The sequence below is a fragment of the Flagellimonas chongwuensis genome (assembly GCF_013376415.1).
GTDB classification, from domain to species: Bacteria; Bacteroidota; Bacteroidia; order Flavobacteriales; family Flavobacteriaceae; genus Flagellimonas; species Flagellimonas chongwuensis.
In genome coordinates this window covers 643,114-658,383 of the sequence record NZ_WYET01000001.1, presented here as the reverse complement: position 1 = coordinate 658,383, position 15,270 = coordinate 643,114, and the positions used below count along the sequence as shown (strand labels likewise).

Here is a 15,270-nt window from a genome sequence, read left to right as displayed (position 1 = left end):
CTATTCCTTGTATTCTTCTTTAGCAGGGTTAAAAACGTGGTCCACCCATTGTTTTCCCCAAGTATCCAACTCTTCTTTGGTATGCAAAGTTGGGAAAAAAATTATTTTCTGAAAACTGGGCGGCAAATAGTCCTTCCAATTAGTTCCGCCAGTCGCCTCTACATCCTTGCCCTCCCGGGCCAAATATCTATGGGCCGAACCCATGTGCATCAATGGCCAATTTACGTTGGCGTTCAAATCCAACTCTTTTAACGCCGAAATCAGTTCTTCATTGCATTGGGTTGCCTCTGGAAGTTGTAAATATTTTTGATATACCGTACTGTCCTTTACTTGGTTGGCTATTCGCAAGAGTCGAGGCGTATATCTTACCTCGAACTGTTTTAAGGTCAATGTTTTTTCTCCTGTTTCCAAATCGGTGGCTCCCTTTTTCCAATACACATGCTCGAACAGTTCTTCTATACTGTTTTCAGAAGAAAATGAGTCTCGCTCGGATGAATGCACCATATTCTCCAATGGTGTTGCATAAAATTCAATCATCCTGTACTGTACGGATTGGAATCCACTGGCCGGAAGAAGTGCCATACGGTAACGCAGGAACTGTTCTCGTTCCATACCCTTGATCATAATACTGAACGATGATATAAGGGCTTTAAAATAGCTATTGATTCTTCTGACCTTTTCAATAAAAAAAGCTACATCCTGGGATTTATCCTCAACAATTTGTTTTTGTTCGTGGAGAATAAGCTTAAAATAGAGCTCGGTTATCTGATGGTACATGATGAAGATTTCCTCATCCGGGAAATGAGTCCTTGGTATTTGAAGGCTCAACAACGTATCCAAGTGGATATAATCCCAGTAAGTAAGATATCTTTCGTAAAGAAGACCGTCCAAATAGGAGCTTAGGTCCTGGCCCGAGTTTTTGTATTTTTCCTCCAGCTTATTGATTTGGGAAGCGATTTTTGCATCCTTATCCATTAACACCTATATACTAATCCATTATTATTTTAAACTGGTTTTTCAGTCCGTTGTAACCATCAAGATCGGCCTTAAGGGAGCCTACGGCCAAATCTGCCTTGATTCTGATAGGTATCTTGTTCCAATCGTTGGAAACCCATAGCGTTAGACTTTCTTTTTCCTTAAAAACCCGACCGGACTGAACCAAAGGTCTAAATTTAAGACATTCTACCTTTCCAAACTTGGTCCTTAGGATTTCTTTTCCCAAATATTTCAACTGGAACTTAAAAACGCCATCATCATCAAAGAGCATATCCAAATTAATGGATTCGCCTTCTTTAAATTCTTCCAGATTATAATTGCTCCTTAAAAAGTATGAAGCTGAGATAAGGTCCTGTATTTGATTGTTGATCGTAAAATTCTGTTGTGTCCCATTTTTGTGGTCCATGAGAACAGCTTTGTCCTGTTTGTAGTCAAAATCAATCTCAATATCCTTGGTATATCCACCCTCATCTATTTTTCTAATGAACTTGTACGGTCTGCCATTTTCTCTATTAAAATAACTTTCGTAGGTGTCATCAACCTTAAAAAATATACTGGCAAACCCCGTGGTTTTACCCTCTCCGACCACGTGGTACACAGGAACGTTATTTAATGTTTCCGATGTAAGATGCAACGTGGCATAGCTGGCATTTAGAAACCCATAGTGAATCCTAAACTTAAGCCACTCCCCTGGTTTAAAGGCCGGGCGCGGATTTTGTGCCGACGCCGAGATTGCAAAAAGAAGGCATAATGTATATGTGATTATCTTTTTCATGTGCAATTTATTGGTATAAAATTAGTAAAATCAGTTTAGGGGCTATACTGTTCACATATACTTAAACAAAACTTATTCCAAAATAGTATAAACAAAAAAAGCCCAGTCTCGAGACTGGGCTTTTCCTAAATAACCAACCAAACTTTAAATTATGAAAAACCAATACTTAAAGTTATAAGGGAACCACCCCTTATGTGGTGTAAAGATACGGCAAGGTTTTGTAGGAAAAATTGTTTTTAACGGACTTTAACTAAACCTCTGTATTATTGATCAGTTTTACTGGTTTTTTTGACAAATTATTAAGAGAATCGAGTCTTTTGATCGAGTGATTTTTACTAAAACCAATACCCGACACTAAAGAAAAAATTACCCTCACTGATTTCTGGCGACCAAGAATAATATATTTGGATAGGGCCCAAAAAAGATTCAAAGCCGTACCCAAGTCCATACCCTGAAAAACTTGGTTCCTCGAACCAATCCCCTGTTCTGAACAAATCATCCGCAACGGTGGCGTAGTTGGCAGAAAAAAGCACATGGTGCTTGGGGGCAAAACGATAATCCATACGGCCGAAACCCTTTACGTAACTGTTACCCGGCAAACTGAGGAAGTCATATCCAAAAAAGGGCACAAAATTGTTTACAAAATCGTTTCCAAAGCCTCCCAAAATAAAGTCAAAAGAACTTACTGGAGTAGTTCCTAGTTTAAACCCGGCATCCGCTTCCAATTTGAAGCTCAAATTGTGGACCGGGGAAAAGACACCTCCAAATTTTCCTTTGGCCACGGCAAATTCTGAAAAGTTTTCGTTGTAATCGGACGAGAAGGCATAAAAATGAAAATCGCCATCAAAAATCAACCCTCTGGTGGGAAAGTACTTATCATCATAAGTGTCCAGTTTTATTTGCGAGAACGCACTAAAATAGTTCGAGTTTTCGAAGTTGGTCCTTTGATTTCCGTTCGAGGCATCATTTTCTACATTTGGATCCACATCCAACTGTCCCAGTGTTCTTGTGCTATAGTTTAAAAATTTATGCTCCGCCCCTATGGTAAACGCAAATTCTTCCTTTAATACGGTTTGAAGATATATTTGGTTGGTAAGGTCTGTTACATCTACGTTTATCCTTTGGATATTTGGGTTAAGGGGAACATCAAAATTACCTTGAATGAGGGAAAAATCAATTTCCGAATCAAAATCGGTCAGTTTGGAATTTATCCCGAAACTCCAATAATATCCTTTGTCCAGATAATACTGCATATTGTATCTGATGTGGTCCCCAAGAATAAAATCGAACGAGGCCACATCGTCCTTCATCAAAAAATTCTTTTTGGTAAGATTGATGAGCGCCGCACTCTTGTACAAATCATCGTAGTGAGCGGACATTTTAATGAACATTTTGGTCGGATTCTCCTTAAGTTTTAAAATTAAGTCCGTTCCCAGACCATTGGAAATCAAATCATAACGAATAGCTTTGAAATTTCCCGTTGCTGATAGGTTGCTCATTCCCTGTCGTAAATCATCAAAAGAGATTTTTTCCGCCAGATCAAACCGCAGTTTTCCTTTTATGTATCCCCGGGTATATTGATCATTCCCCTCAATGATCATCCGGTTAATGACAAGGCTGTCCGCCACCTTGATTCTCTTTCTAGGTTTTGGGGCATGACTTTGTCTTAGGGCAATTTCTTTTAGTTCATCCAATTTTTCCTCGGCCGCCTTTTCTCCGCTTTTTATGATCTGTTTACCCCTGTCAAAGGCAATTACGGAGAACTCATCAATATCCGGTCTTATATAAACGTCGGTTTCCTTGGACTTCTTCCTCATATCGTTGACAGTGCGGTAATTGTTGATCTGCAACAAAATTTCCGTAGCTGAAGAAAGGGATTCCCTTGTGGCCAGATCATGTTGTACATCCACCCCTATTATAATATCGGCTCCCATTGCCTTTACTTGGGCGATCGGGTAGTTGTTCACCACGCCACCATCTATTAAAATTTGCTCGTTTATCTCGGCAGGTTCAAAAAGGGAGGGAAAGGTACCACTCGCCACAATGGCCTCCGGTAGATAGCCGTGATCCAACAAAATCTCTTCTCCGGTCTCCACATTGGTGGCCATACAGAGAAAGGGTATGGGCAATTTGCCAAAATCCTGCACATCCTTTACGTGGAACAATAGTTGAACCAAAAGGTTGTATATGTTCTGCCCGCCAGAAATGGCCTGTGGGAAGGATACTTTAAAGTTTTCGAAGGGCAGCGAAAGCGCGTAGCGTTCCGAATCTTCCTTTTCATAAAATGTTTTGGCGCTCCTTGGTACATTATCCTGTATTAAATCGGTAAAATCGGTGCTCCTGAATATGGAATCCAATTCTTGGGAAGAATAACCGGATGCGTATAATGCGCCTACAATGGCACCCATACTGGTTCCGCCAATATAGTCTATCTTAACACCAGCTTCCTCGATTTTCTTCAATGCTCCTATGTGAGCCAATCCTTTGGCTCCACCTCCACTGAGCACAAGACCTACTTTTGGCGGTCTGCTTTCCGGGGAATCCTGGGCAATCCCCTTTGAACAGAGCAAAGCAATTAGAACCGTAAATAGTATTGCCTTGTTTCCCATGGTCTATTTATGAAATGTTTTGTAAATTTTTTTGGCCTTTGATTCCCCCACTGAGGCCGTTAATGTTTCCAACGATGCTTCTTTAATTCGCTTTACCGATTTAAAGCTTTTCAATAATTGTTGGGCGGTTTTTTCTCCTACACCATCAATATTAACCAATTCTGAACTAATCGCGCCCTTGCTTCGTTTGTTTCTGTGATGGGTTATACCAAACCGGTGGGCCTCGTTCCTTAGCTGCTGGATTATTTTCAGGCTTTCCGAACGTTTATCCAAATACAATGGTACTGGATCATCCGGAAAATAGATTTCTTCCAAGCGCTTAGCTATACCGATGATGGCTATTTTTCCACGCAGTCCCAACACTTCCAAGCTTTTTAAAGCTGAAGACAATTGTCCCTTTCCCCCATCGATCACGATTAACTGTGGAAGTGATTCCTCTTCGTTCAGCAACCTTTTGTACCTCCTAAAGACCACTTCTTCCATACTGGCAAAATCATCGGGGCCTTCCACTGTTTTTATGTTGAAGTGGCGATAATCCTTTTTGGAAGGTTTGCCATCCTTGAACACGACACACGCGGCAACTGGATTGCTGCCCTGTATGTTCGAGTTGTCAAAACATTCGATATGCCGTGGCTCCTCCGACAATCGTAGATCCGATTTCATCTGGGCCATGATCCGTTTAGCGTGACGGTCGGGGTCGGTTATCTTTATCTGTTTCAATCTATCTTGGCGATAAAACCTCGCGTTGCGTTCGGAGAGATCCAAAATTCGGCGTTTGTCACCCAATTTGGGAAGGGTTACCCTTACATCTTCCTCTACGGTAACGGGGAAGGGGAGGTATACTTCTTTAGATGTTGAATTGAAGCGCTGCCTGAGTTCCGTTATCCCCAATTGCAACAACTCTTCATCGGTTTCGTCCAGCTTCTTTTTAATTTCCAAAGTATGCGACCGAATTATGGCGCCATGGGAAATCTGTAAAAAGTTCACATATCCGTGGGTTTCATCAGAAATAATGGTGAACACATCCACATTGTTGATCTTTGGGTTGACCACCGTGGATTTTGCCTGGTAATTCTCAAGGACATCAATTTTATCCTTCACCCGTTGCGCTTTTTCAAACTCCATCTCCTCGGCATAGTCTTTCATTTGCTGTTTAAAAGTCTGTATGGAGTCTTTTAAATTGCCCTTAATGATCTGCCTAATATCTTCAATTTGATCGTGATACTCTTTCTCCGTTTGAAAACCTTCACAAGGCCCCAAGCAATTGCCCAAATGGTAATCTAGGCATACCTTGTACTTTCCTGCGTCTATTTTTTCTTCTGACAAATCATAGTTGCACGTACGCAAAGGATAGAGGCTTTTAATCAGGTCCAAGAGCGTCCGGACCGTTTTCATGCTGGTATAGGGTCCAAAATACTCCGAGCCGTCCTTGATCAACTTTCTTGTGGAGAACACCCTAGGAAACCGTTCGTTCTTGATACATATCCAAGGATAGGATTTATCGTCCTTGAGAAGCACATTGTACCTCGGCAGCAATTTTTTTATGAGATTGTTCTCAAGTAAAAGGGCATCTGACTCGGTAGGCACCACAATATGTTTTATGGAATCAATCTTCTTTACCAGTACCCTGGTTTTTCCGTACTCCTGCTTTTTGTTGAAATAGGAAGAAACCCGCTTTTTCAGGTCCTTGGCCTTCCCTACGTACAGAATTTTACCGTCCGCATCATAAAACTGGTACACTCCCGGGTTATTGGGAAGCGCACTCAATTGTACTTTTAAGGATGTAGATTTGGACATGGATTGCTCTAAAAGTGACCTGTTCTTGACTTTATAACAAAGTTATATTTTAATTGTCTTGATTATTGTTAAACTTGATGAATTCCTATTTTGGATTGACATATAACCCTTCTTAATTGATACTTTTTTAAGTGAGTAGAAAATGTGAAAAATTTCCTGAAAAATCCCATATTCATCAAAACTGGGGATTTACCACAAAAAAACCATGGGAAACCTACAATCAAGCGCTTGGCAATCAATAAGTTTTGTTAAACTGTTGCTAAAAATCATGCATTTCATCGATAAAAAGTGCATTTCATGGTATTCTTCTCAAATGTTTTACTTACATTTAACGATATAATTACAATCCTATGGAAAACTATATTATCGTTTTGGGAATGTACTTGATTTTGATGCTTTTCTTCAAAATCTTTTTCTCCGTTGCAACAAAAGGAGAGTAGTAGTCCATTGTCCCCAAACAACCCCAAAATCTTCAACAGTCAATGTTGAAACATGAACTGAGAAAAAAATACAAAAATCTGAGAGCGGAAATTTCTCCAACAAAAGCCTCGGATTTAAGTTTGGCCTTGGCCAATAGTTCGCTTCAAATCCCTATTTGGGATTTTTTTTATTACCATATCTTTTTGAGTATCGAAGACAAGAACGAGGTCGATACGCTGCCCTTAATATCGTTGTTGCAAGGCAGGGATAAGAATATAGTGGTTCCCAAAGTAGTTGGCCCCAACAGCTTGGAAAACTATTTGCTCACGGATAATACTGCTTTTAAAGAAAGTGCGTGGGGGGTTCCTGAACCTGTTGACGGCATTGAGATACCGGAAAATAAAATCGACGTGGTGTTTGTACCCTTGTTGGCTTTTGATGAAAAGGGAAACCGTGTAGGATACGGAAAAGGATTTTATGATGGTTTTCTGAACAAATGCCGAAAAGAAACCCTTAAAATAGGCCTATCGTTCTTTGCAGCGGAACCTGAGCTTATATCCGATGTAAATGAAAACGACGTAAAGCTGGACTATTGCATCACCCCAGTAAAGGTTTATACATTCTGATCGGCGACCTCTTCTTTTTTATCCGCCTGCTTTGGAAAAGCCTTTTTATTGAATACGATCAAAATACCAACGCCCGTACTTATCGCCGTATCCGCAATATTAAAAACAGGCTCAAAAAATCGGAAGCGTTTTCCTCCCAAGGATGGTACCCAATCGGGCCAAGTAGTATCCACCAATGGAAAGTACAGCATATCTACCACTTTGCCATGGAACAAACTTCCATATGGCTGATCGGCAAAAAGGGTGGCCACCTGCCCATTGCTATGATCAAAAATAATTCCGTAAAAAACCGAATCGATAATGTTTCCGACCGCCCCTGCAAAAATCAGAGAAACCGCCAAAATCAATGTGCGTGGCGACTGTTTTCTGATGATGTCCCACAACCAGTAGCCTATCCCAAAAACAGCAAAAATCCTGAAAATGGTCAATATTAGTTTACCCACAGGTTCAGATATGGGTAAAAGGTCACTCAATTTGGTTCCCCAAGCAGCCCCTTCGTTTTCTATAAACAGAATTTTGAACCAACTGAACACCTCGTGGGCCTCACCCAATATAAAACTGGTCTTGATATAGATCTTGCTGATCTGGTCCACCACTAGGATGAGTACGATGATAATAAGGGACTTCTTTAAACTCATGCTGTTATTAAAAGGATTGCAAAAATATGCATATTATTTTGTTTTCGTCACTAGGATGTCTCCTTCCACAGTCTTCAGAAAAAATCGATCGTCCCCGAAAGGAATAGTTTCCTTTTGCACGCTTCCATAAGTGCTTTCCGAAACAATATCACCACTAGGAGCCGAGAGGTGAATATCGCCTTTCTGCGTAGTCACGGTTACGGATTCTGAAACATTCAGCAGCGTGCAACGTCCATCTGATAGGGTAATTTCCAAATCTTTGTATTTTCCTGTGGCGTATAGATTTGTTTTTGTTCCAAAAACACCCACATTTTTGTACTCGGGTACACGTATTTCCAAAGCTATGGAAATTACCTTATGTGCACTGAGCTTGTCATTCGGGTTAACAAAATTGGGCTGAAAATCTGTACTGATTACGGCAGTTGTACCACTTTGCTCGATAGAGACCAATAAATCCCTGGCATATTCCCCTTCCATGGTTGCCGAAACATGCACCTCATCAGTAGGCTCTGTCTTCAAGTCGATTCGATAGCAGTATTGTGCATCTACTTGAATAGTTTCCGTATGAGGTCCAATAAATGCTTTTTTTACCAATTTCTGCCCATGGACATGGACCAGTGCAAAAACGAATATCAAAAAGATCTGTGCCCTCATAAAGAAAAAAACGCCCTTGGGCGTTTTTAATTATTTCTGCATATTCTTCGCCTCTATGCTCAACGTAGCGTGGGGCACGAGCTTTAAACGCTCCTTATTGATAAGCTTTCCTGTAACCCTGCAGATACCGTAGGTCTTGTTTTCAATTCGCAACAAAGCATTTTTAAGATCGCGAATGAATTTCTCCTGGCGAATGGCCAACTGGGTATTCGCCTCTTTGCTCATGGTCTCGGAACCTTCCTCGAACGCCTTAAACGTTGGAGAAGTATCGTCCGTACCATTGTTGCCATCATTCATATAAGAGCTCTTTAAAAGCTCTAAATGGTTTTTGGCCTTTTCCATTTTCTCCTCGATCAATGTTCTGAATTCCGCAAGGTCCTTGTCGGAGTATCTTACTTTTGAATCTTCTGCCATTTTCTTAATGTTTTTGAATAAACAATTTTGTGTTCACCTCATCAAAGGCTATTTCCGTTCCCTCTTCAAGCTCTTCCTCAAAGTTGAGCTCAGCGGTCAACGTTTCCGTTTTGATATAGTCCTCATTACTGGAAACCGCATTTTCCACTAGGCCATCCTTCAATATTTTTATGTCGATTTTATCAGTTACCTCAAAACCTGATTCTTTCCTTAGATTCTGGATTCGATTTACCAATTCCCGGGCAATACCTTCCCTTTTCAAGTTTTCATCTATGGTAACATCCAGTGCCACGGTCAACGGACCTGAACTGGCTACCAACCAACCCTCTATATCCTGGGAACTTATTTCTACATCGGTTAACTGTAAATTAACGGTTTTATTTTCCAATTGTAGCAATAATTCTCCCTCTCGTTCAATTTTTTGGATATCCTCTTGACCCAAGCCGGATACTTTGCCGGCAATGGCCTTCATATCCTTACCAAATTTCGGGCCCAACACCTTAAAATTGGGTTTTATTTGCTTTACAAGCACTCCCGAAGCGTCGTCCAACATTTCAATCTCCTTCACGTTCACCTCGGATTTCACCAAATTGGAAACGGATTCGATGTCCGCCTTTTGTTGGTCGTCCATCACCGGAATCATGATTTTTTGTAGCGGCTGACGCACTTTTATCTTTTCCTTTTGACGGATGGACAACACCAAAGAAGAAATCTTTTGTGCCAATTGCATTTTGCGCTCCAAATCCTTGTTTACCATCTTGGCATCAAAAACTGGGAATTCCGCCAAGTGAACACTTTCGAACCCTTCTTTTTTGGAGGAAGCATCCAAGTCCCTGTACAATTGATCCATAAAGAACGGAGCGATCGGAGCCGATAATTTGGCAACGGTCATCAAACAGGTGTACAATGTTTGGTAAGCGGAGATTTTGTCCTTTTCATAGTCACCTTTCCAAAAACGTCGCCTACACAACCTCACATACCAGTTGCTCAAGTTTTCCTGAACATACTCCGATATCATTCGGGCCGCACGAGTTGCCTCATAATCCCCGTAAGCTTCATCCACATTCTTGATCAATGTGTGCAACTCGGACAATATCCATTGGTCTATTTCCGGTCTTTCTTCCAAAGGAATATCTGCTTCGGAATAATCGAACCCATCAATATTGGCATAAAGCGCCATAAATGAATAGGTGTTGTACAGTGTTCCAAAAAACTTACGTTTTACCTCAACGACCCCTTCTATATCAAACTTTAAGTTGTCCCAAGGATTGGCATTGGATATCATATACCAACGGGTGGCATCGGGGCCGTGCTCTGGCAATACCTCAAAAGGATCCACTGCGTTACCCAATCTTTTGGACATTTTTTTGCCTTCCTTGTCCAGAACAAGTCCGTTGGACACCACATTTTTATAGGCTATGCTATCAAAAACCATGGTTCCGATGGCATGCAGGGTATAGAACCATCCTCTGGTCTGGTCTACCCCTTCGGCGATGAAATTGGCAGGAAATGCCGTGCCCTCATCAATCAAATCTTTATTTTCAAACGGATAGTGCCATTGTGCATAGGGCATGGAACCGCTATCGAACCAAACATCGATTAGGTCGGCCTCACGCCTCATGGGCTGTCCCGATGGGGACACCAAAACGATACCGTCCACAATATTTTTATGCAGGTCTACCTTATCGTAGTTCCCCTCGCTCATATCGCCCACAACAAAATCCTCAAAAACATCCTTGTCCATAACCCCGGCTTCAACGGCTTTGGCCATTTCAGATTTCAATTCTTCAACAGAACCAATGATCAACTCTTCCTTCCCATCATCGGTTCGCCAAATTGGCAATGGAATACCCCAATATCTGGAACGTGATAGGTTCCAATCGTTGGCGTTTGCCAACCAGTTACCGAACCTGCCCTCACCGGTGGATTTAGGCTTCCAGTTAATGGATTGGTTGAGCTCGAACATCCTATCCTTTACATCGGTCACCTTAATGAACCAAGAATTCAATGGGTAGTACAAAATGGGTTTATCCGTACGCCAGCAATTTGGATAGCTGTGCACATATTTCTCGACCTTGAAGGCCTTGTTCTCTTCTTTTAGTTTGATGGCAATCTCCACGTCGATGGACTTTTCCGGGGCTTCGCCATCATCGTAATACTCGTTCTTTACATACTTGCCACCAAATTCCTTGAGCTCCGGTCTGAACTTCCCTTGAAGGTCCACCAATGGAACAGGGTTGTCGTTCTCGTCCAAAACCAACATGGGCGGAATCTCGGGAGTGGCCTGTTTTGCCACCAAAGCATCGTCCGCACCAAAAGTAGGGGCGGTATGCACGATTCCGGTACCATCTTCGGTGGTCACAAAATCTCCGGAAATGATACGGAAGGCATTTTCTGGGTTTTGATATGGCTGTACATAATCAATCAACTGTTCGTACTGAATGCCGACCAAATCTTTCCCTACAAAAGATTCTCCCACCAAATAAGGAATTTTTTTGTCTCCTTGCTGGAATGCATTCAACTCCTCTTCTGTTTCTACCTTGGTAAATTTTCCTGAGAAATTATAGTTCACCAAGTTCTTGGCCAACACTACATTGATAGGTTCAAACGTATATTGGTTAAATGTTTTTACAAGCACATATTCAATCTTCGGGCCTACGGTCAATGCCGTGTTTGATGGAAGCGTCCAAGGTGTGGTCGTCCATGCCAAAAAGTGAATATCACCGTCAATATTTTTCAAGAAACCTGGTAGTGAATCAGTTTTGGCCTTGAACTGTGCCGTTACCGTAGTGTCCGTTACATCTTGATATGTTCCCGGCTGATTAAGCTCGTGCGAACTTAAACCTGTACCTGCCTTTGGCGAATAGGGCTGAATGGTATAGCCTTTATAGATCAGTCCTTTGTCATAGATTTGCTTTAACAACCACCAGACAGATTCCATATACTTGGACTTGTAGGTGATGTACGGATCTTCCATATCCACCCAATAACCGATTTTCTCGGTCATTTCGTTCCAAACATCCGTATAGCGCATTACCGCTTTTTTACAGGCGGCATTGTAATCCTCTACCGATATTTTTTTGCCGATATCTTCTTTGGTGATGCCCAATTCTTTCTCCACACCGATCTCAACGGGAAGGCCATGGGTGTCCCAACCGGCCTTTCGCTTTACTTGGAAACCTTTCATGGTCTTGTACCGTGGAAAGATATCCTTAATGGTACGCGCCATTACGTGGTGAATCCCGGGCATTCCGTTTGCAGATGGAGGGCCTTCAAAAAACACATAGCTCTCCTTGCCTTCCCTAGTGGAAATGCTCTTTTCAAAAATCTTTTTATCCTTCCAAAAGTCAAGAACGTCCTCCGATACCTTTGGCAAATCCAATCCCTTATATTCCGCAAACTTCATATACTGCTTCTTCTACTAGAATTCAAGTTTGCAAAATTATAAATTTAGATGGAATTAAACCCTCCCTTTTGGGATTAGAATTCACATAAATCCCTTAACCTAAATATGATAAGCACCTCATCACTTATTTACATTAATTTGTTTATATTCCCTTTTGATTAACACGTAACCATCAAGATTATGAAAAAAGTACTGTTTGCCGCAATGGCATTGACTTTATCCTTATCCGTACTCACCTCTTGCAAGGACTCGGAAGACAAAGCAAAACAGGCTTCTGAAGATGCAGCCAAAGCGCTCGAAGAAGCTGGAGAGGGCCTCAAAGAAGCCACGGAAGATGCTGCCGATGCGATAGAAAAGGCGAGCAAAGATGTAAAAGAAGAGGGCCAAAAGGCATTGGATAGCATTAAAAAGGCAGGAGAGGAAATGAAGGATGCTGCAAAAAAAGCCATCGATAGTATGTAGACAAGCGCGCAAAAAAAAGATAAAGGCTCGGAAAATCCGAGCCTTTATTTTTTTAAAAAACATAACCCAATGCCAAAATAAGATTCGTGCCCGGGGCGGCGATTCCCGAGGAATACATTCGATACCTTTGATTGGTCATGTTCTCCAGACTAACGGAAGCCTTTAATGCTGTGGTTATTTGATATTGCGATCTAAAGTTGAGCGTATACCAAGATGGTGAAAAAGGGTCGCCATTGGCATCGCTTGCATACATGTAGGTCTTACTTTGTTCTGAAAGGGCCAAATCATCATTGCTCACCTCCCCATTATAATTGACAAAAATATCTGCTTTCAACTTTTGGTCTTGCCATATAAGATGAACATCACCAAAGGTAGGTGCAGCGTGTCTTGATGGGCTATCGGTTCCATCGTCATCTTCTTCCACACCTTCCGTCAACGTTAGATTTGAATTTAGCGACAGATGCTCATTAAAATAGGCCTCCATACCAAATTCAAATCCATAAACATAAGCCCTGGCCGCGTTTTGGATGGCCTGAACATTACTTGGTTCGCCATTGTATTCAATTTCGGTCTGGCCTCCAAAAGAAAAATCCCTTCGGACCAGTGCATCTACAAGATACGTATAGTAGGCCGCTCCTTTGAGAACTAAAACATCATTAAAGTTTTTTCTTAGACCCAGTTCGCCGTTGTACGCATATTCCGGTTCTAAATCTGGATTTGGAACCACGACCGAACCGGGTTCGGAATCGAATATTTTACCGATATCATCAATGTTCGGTGCCCTGAATCCGGTGGAACCGTTCAAAGTCACCTGAAGGTCAGACCTAGGAAACCAACTTAGCCCCAAACTCCCGGTAAGCGCTCCCGTTACAATATCCGCTTCATCAAAAGGAAATGGGTAATAGGTGTTATCAAAGGTCGCATCCACCCAAACTTGACTGTAACGAATTCCTGATAAGAGTGAAAGATTAGGCTTTAATTGGTACTCCCCATTGATGTATCCTGCCAAGGTTTGCCATGTGGACCCATCAGGATACCTTGATGCGGTCTCCTCAACTTCATCGGTTTCTATATTGCGCATACTGCCCATGGAATGGACTTTGTTAAAAACGTACTCGGCTCCATAATATAGGTTGAGCGCCCCGATTTTCTTGTTTTCAAAATCCAAGTTTACGGATAAGGCATCAACTTTTTCGCGGGTGGAATATAGCTCGGCATCCTGAAACCCACGATCATGCCTACTTTCCTCAAAAAATTGATAGGCGGTGGTCAATTTTACCCCATCATAAAATTTATTCTTTCCTTTTTGGGTGATTTGAAAGTTCCCCATAAACCATTTCTGTGGGCCATAATACCATTCTGCGGAACGAAGTCCGTCCCCATCCCTGTTCGGCCGAATCAATCTATCATATCTTGAATAATCAGAAGTTTCCGAATAATACAGCCCCAAATCGTAGTTCCATGTGCTATTGGGGCGGTAGGTGAACTTTTGAAGAAAATTGACCTGGTCATATCCTGAAGTGACCTGTTTTTTAGGGTCGTTGTTATCTACCAGTACATCGATACCATTCTCACTGATTACATAATTGGGTCGCAAATAGGAATCCGGACCATGCTCCCCCATTTTCAAATCATCAAAATTGTTATAGGTAAAACTGGTGTACGATGCCCATTTTTGCTTGCCAAAATTAAAATCCACATGGGCAGTGTTCTCATTGTTGGCCGAGGAATATCGGTAATTGACATTTCCTGAAAATGCCAAACTATCCGCGTAGGAAAAACGCGGTTGCTGGGTATAAAAGTTCATGACACCACCTATAGCATCGCTACCATAGATTACGGAACCCGGACCGAAGGTTACCTCGGTTTTTTTAATGGTAAACGGGTCAACGGATATTACATTCTGAAGGTTTCCGCCCCTGAAAATGGCGTTGTTCATACGTACTCCATCCACGGACAATAAAATTCTATTGGTGGCAAATCCCCTGATCATGGGGCTACCTCCACCCAATTGGCTTTTTTGCACAAAAATCTTTCCACTATTCTGCAATAGGTCTGCCGATGTTTGTGGTGCAGTGAAGGCAATATTACGGGCATCAAAGGTCTCTATCTTTTGAGGAATGTGCTTTTTTTGCTGTTCCCATTTAGAAACGGACATGACCACTTCCTGAAGTTCCTCGGTCTTTAAAAAAAGATAGACCCGGTTGCCCCTTCTATCAATTTGGCTTTTTGTAGTGGAATAAGGTTCGTAGCTGATGTGCTTGAACGTTATTTTTTCATTGGGGCCGAAAATATCCAAATCCCCCTTACCATTGGCATCGGTGACAGTGGTTTTGGTCTGGTCTTTGTTAAAAATGGCGATATTGTCCACCGGTATTCCCGAATCGGCATCCAGTACGGTTACTTCTTGAGCATACAAGTGTAAGGTTAATAAGAAAAGAATTAGGGTTAAGGTTGGTTTTAGGTTTTGCAT

At 41.7% G+C, this 15,270-nt stretch carries 11 protein-coding genes; 2 read left to right on the top strand and 9 right to left on the bottom strand.

Features of this window, described 5'->3' with window-relative positions; genetic code table 11:
• From GUA46_RS02905 to uvrC, 4 genes are all read right to left on the bottom strand, one after another.
• On the bottom strand, positions 1-975 hold the full coding sequence (locus GUA46_RS02905; protein WP_108245809.1) for a tryptophan 2,3-dioxygenase family protein: 975 nt from the start codon (positions 973-975) through the stop codon (positions 1-3).
• Between the two features lie 13 nt (positions 976-988).
• Entirely contained in the window at positions 989-1,771 is a 783-nt protein-coding gene (locus GUA46_RS02900; RefSeq protein ID WP_108245808.1) for a DUF3108 domain-containing protein, read from the bottom strand.
• Between the two features lie 335 nt (positions 1,772-2,106).
• Positions 2,107-4,380, bottom strand: coding sequence for a patatin-like phospholipase family protein (locus tag GUA46_RS02895; RefSeq protein ID WP_108245807.1), 2,274 nt, complete (start codon positions 4,378-4,380; stop codon positions 2,107-2,109).
• Positions 4,381-4,383: 3 nt separating this feature from the next.
• Positions 4,384-6,177 (bottom strand): excinuclease ABC subunit UvrC, encoded by a 1,794-nt coding sequence (uvrC, locus tag GUA46_RS02890; RefSeq protein ID WP_176619218.1) that lies wholly within the window; start codon positions 6,175-6,177, stop codon positions 4,384-4,386.
• 482 nt (positions 6,178-6,659) lie between these two features.
• Between uvrC and GUA46_RS02885 the strand changes: the two genes are divergently transcribed.
• Positions 6,660-7,223 (top strand): 5-formyltetrahydrofolate cyclo-ligase, encoded by a 564-nt coding sequence (locus tag GUA46_RS02885; protein WP_176619217.1) that lies wholly within the window; start codon positions 6,660-6,662, stop codon positions 7,221-7,223.
• On the opposite strand, the gene GUA46_RS02880 is transcribed toward GUA46_RS02885, so the two are convergent.
• The 4 genes from GUA46_RS02880 to ileS are packed head-to-tail and all read right to left on the bottom strand — an operon-like array spanning position 7,211 to position 12,335.
• The gene (locus GUA46_RS02880; RefSeq protein ID WP_176619216.1) at positions 7,211-7,861 is read right to left on the bottom strand and encodes a lipoprotein signal peptidase; all 651 of its coding nucleotides are present in this window, start codon (positions 7,859-7,861) and stop codon (positions 7,211-7,213) included. The two genes, GUA46_RS02885 and GUA46_RS02880, sit on opposite strands and share 13 nt — an antisense overlap.
• A gap of 33 nt (positions 7,862-7,894) precedes the next feature.
• Positions 7,895-8,515, bottom strand: a complete 621-nt coding sequence (locus tag GUA46_RS02875; protein WP_176619215.1) for a DUF4097 family beta strand repeat-containing protein — start codon at positions 8,513-8,515, stop codon at positions 7,895-7,897.
• A gap of 30 nt (positions 8,516-8,545) precedes the next feature.
• On the bottom strand, positions 8,546-8,929 hold the full coding sequence (locus GUA46_RS02870; RefSeq protein ID WP_108245802.1) for a TraR/DksA family transcriptional regulator: 384 nt from the start codon (positions 8,927-8,929) through the stop codon (positions 8,546-8,548).
• Between the two features lie 4 nt (positions 8,930-8,933).
• A complete protein-coding gene (gene ileS / locus GUA46_RS02865) occupies positions 8,934-12,335 on the bottom strand; it encodes an isoleucine--tRNA ligase (protein ID WP_176619214.1) in 3,402 nt (1,133 codons plus the stop codon).
• Between the two features lie 180 nt (positions 12,336-12,515).
• On the opposite strand from ileS, the gene GUA46_RS02860 reads away from it, so the two are divergent.
• Positions 12,516-12,797, top strand: coding sequence for an ATP synthase subunit B family protein (locus tag GUA46_RS02860; RefSeq protein ID WP_176619213.1), 282 nt, complete (start codon positions 12,516-12,518; stop codon positions 12,795-12,797).
• A 52-nt stretch (positions 12,798-12,849) separates the two neighbouring features.
• Here GUA46_RS02860 and GUA46_RS02855 read toward each other — a convergent pair whose 3' ends face one another.
• Positions 12,850-15,270 (bottom strand): TonB-dependent receptor, encoded by a 2,421-nt coding sequence (locus GUA46_RS02855; RefSeq protein WP_176619212.1) that lies wholly within the window; start codon positions 15,268-15,270, stop codon positions 12,850-12,852.